The sequence below is a fragment of the Rahnella sp. GSA61A genome, assembly GCF_019969905.1.
Classification (GTDB): Bacteria; Pseudomonadota; Gammaproteobacteria; order Enterobacterales; family Enterobacteriaceae; genus Rahnella; species Rahnella aceris.
In genome coordinates this window covers 1-2296 of the sequence record NZ_JAHXYO010000047.1, presented here as the reverse complement: position 1 = coordinate 2296, position 2296 = coordinate 1, and the positions used below count along the sequence as shown (strand labels likewise).

4 protein-coding genes are annotated in these 2296 nt (G+C 48.8%); 1 reads left to right on the top strand and 3 read right to left on the bottom strand.

Going from position 1 to position 2296, the window contains the following annotated elements:
* Positions 1–29: 29 nt before the first annotated feature.
* From LC431_RS26150 to LC431_RS26140, 3 genes are all read right to left on the bottom strand, one after another.
* Positions 30–239: a DUF6434 domain-containing protein gene (locus LC431_RS26150; RefSeq protein WP_013575635.1), complete on the bottom strand. Its 210-nt coding sequence runs from the start codon at positions 237–239 to the stop codon at positions 30–32.
* Between the two features lie 105 nt (positions 240–344).
* Positions 345–1094: an alpha/beta fold hydrolase gene (locus LC431_RS26145; protein ID WP_015689964.1), complete on the bottom strand. Its 750-nt coding sequence runs from the start codon at positions 1092–1094 to the stop codon at positions 345–347.
* A 60-nt stretch (positions 1095–1154) separates the two neighbouring features.
* Entirely contained in the window at positions 1155–1715 is a 561-nt protein-coding gene (locus LC431_RS26140; protein ID WP_013575637.1) for an alpha/beta hydrolase, read from the bottom strand.
* A gap of 124 nt (positions 1716–1839) precedes the next feature.
* Here LC431_RS26140 and LC431_RS26135 point away from each other — a divergent pair, with 124 nt between their 5' ends.
* On the top strand, positions 1840–2283 hold the full coding sequence (locus LC431_RS26135) for an Lrp/AsnC family transcriptional regulator (RefSeq protein WP_013575638.1): 444 nt from the start codon (positions 1840–1842) through the stop codon (positions 2281–2283).
* Positions 2284–2296 lie beyond the last annotated feature (13 nt).

The window sequence follows — 2296 nt, the reverse complement described above, 5'->3', positions numbered from 1 at the left end:
GCTGTGAGCGAGGCGCTGACCCCGGCTTATTAAAACGAATGTCTGCGCTTCCACTCATTTACAACATCACCCAAAGTTTTTGGATCATCATTACGTATCCACATCATAAATTCACGATCGAATCGAAAATCTTCGCCACACTCCTTAATCATGAAACGACGAACGTTTTGCGTATTTTTGTAGTTTTTATCAATGCTAGTGGCACTGGTCAGTAATGAGCTATGCCAATCAATTTTCAATTTACTCACTCCTATGATGAAGAGGTTGATTAGAAATTAGGATACTAAATGGGCTTAAAGATATGTTTAAGTGAAAGAATAAGCTTGTTTTGAAGTTAATTGCTATCAACTCAGTATTTCTGCGACTCTTTGGCCGAAGGTTGTGGGATCCTGTAACATCATGAGATGACCCGTTGAAGGCATGACAGTGACACTTTTCGCGTGCTGAGTTGCCCAGTCGGGAACATCCCAGCCACTCGCTGAATGTTCACCCGCCAGTAAATGCACAGGGACAGAAGTAAACACGGTTTTGACCAGAGTTTGATAGCCAGGGTCCCCGGTGACCTCGACAACTGACCGGGCCATGGCAAGCAGCGTTGAAGCTGGCTGATGTTTAAGCCAGATTGTCGCGATTTGTATTTTGTCAGACTGCGGATCGATTCCGGAGCCCTCCAGCCAGGTTTCTGGCGAATCTTGCATCTCCGCCAACATGGATTCGACTTGCGTTAATGTCATTTTCGCGATGGTGGATGTCCAGAACGCATCTTTAAGAGAGAAGTTGCCTTCTACACTGACAATCTCCTTAACGCATTCGGGATATTTATGCGCAAACGCGTAGGCCACAGCACCCCCGACAGAATGACCCACAAGGCTCACGGCGGATCCCTGATATCCGGCCTGGATCACCTCATAAATCCGTTTCACCTGCCCCCAGATGTTTATTTTCCCTACAGGTATATCGCTGCGTGCGCCGTAGCCGTTAAGGTCAGGAGCAATAACGGGCCGATCGCCCAGCGGTCTGTGAAATTTCGGATCATTCAAAGTACCTATTAAGCCGTTGATAAATATGACAGGCGTGTTGGACGAATTGTTCATTTAGCTTTCCGTAACAGGTGTGGCGTGAATTTTTTGTGTTTAACGAGCCTTTAAGTGGATTTATTTATATCCGCAGGCGCTTATGGACATGCCAATAAGCTCTTTTAACCATGCACGCCCCTGAGGCCAGTCACCGAGTCCGCTGGCTGCGTTGATATGCCCTCGCTCACCGATATTGACCAGACTACTGCCCCAGGCATCGGCACAGCACTGGCTGTAATGGATATCGGCATAAGGGTCATTGGAACTGGCAATCATCATGCTCGGAAATGCGAAACGCTTTTCACTCCGGGGAACACTAAACCCCTTAGCCTCTTCTGGAAACACATCGCGTGTGGGATCGGGTACCGCGACCAGCAACGCGCCTCTCACCACCGTGCGGCTATATTGTGCCCAGTTTGCAACCTGCAGGCAGCCAAGACTATGGGCGACTAAAATGACGTCTGGCCCGGTCTTTCTGACGGCAGTTTCTAAATTTTCGACCCACTCTTCGCAAACCGGATGATCCCAGTCTTGTCCCGAAATGAGGGTCATTGACGCGTCAGTTTGTGTCCATAGCGTTTGCCAGTGTCCTGAGCCCGAGTTGCCAATTCCCGGAAGAAGCAATATTGGAGATGTCATGTCTTGATTCCCAAAGAGGTGTTCACATAATGTAGGCGAATGACACATCGTTCCTGAATGGCAAGTCATCGAAATACAGCCCGATTAACCGATGATTCATCTACATTTTGAGCAAAGGATTAGCATGGAGCTTGACAACAAAGACCGGCAAATTTTGGAAGCACTTCAAATGAACGCACGTCAGAGTCTGGCCTCTCTGGGCAAATGCATTGGCCTTTCGCAGCCAGCGATGAGCGAACGGGTCAAAAAACTCGAAAGTGCAGGCGTCATTGAAGGATACGGCGCACGCGTCAATTTGCGAGAGATTGGACTGGGATTACAGGCGATCCTGCGAGTACGCACAACCCACCAATACATCAAACACTATCTGGCGTTATTTAACGATATCCCTGAGGTGATAGAAGCTGACAGGATCACAGGAGAGGACTGCTTCATCGTGCGTTGTGTTTTTTCTCAACCGGCTGATTTGGAAGCCGTTGTCGATGCCCTGGCGGTTCATGGTTCAGTGACCACATCGTTAGTTCTGTCTAACGCAGTGCGTAAACAGGTGCCTGTGCGCCCGGGGTGACCGGCTCACATTT

What these genes read in the sequence shown, in the direction of transcription:
- LC431_RS26140 (WP_013575637.1), bottom strand. Translation starts at nt 1,715, where the DNA reads ATGACATCTCCAATATTGCTTCTTCCGGGAATTGGCAACTCGGGCTCA.
- LC431_RS26145 (WP_015689964.1), bottom strand. Translation starts at nt 1,094, where the DNA reads ATGAACAATTCGTCCAACACGCCTGTCATATTTATCAACGGCTTAATA.
- LC431_RS26135 (WP_013575638.1), top strand. Translation starts at nt 1,840, where the DNA reads ATGGAGCTTGACAACAAAGACCGGCAAATTTTGGAAGCACTTCAAATG.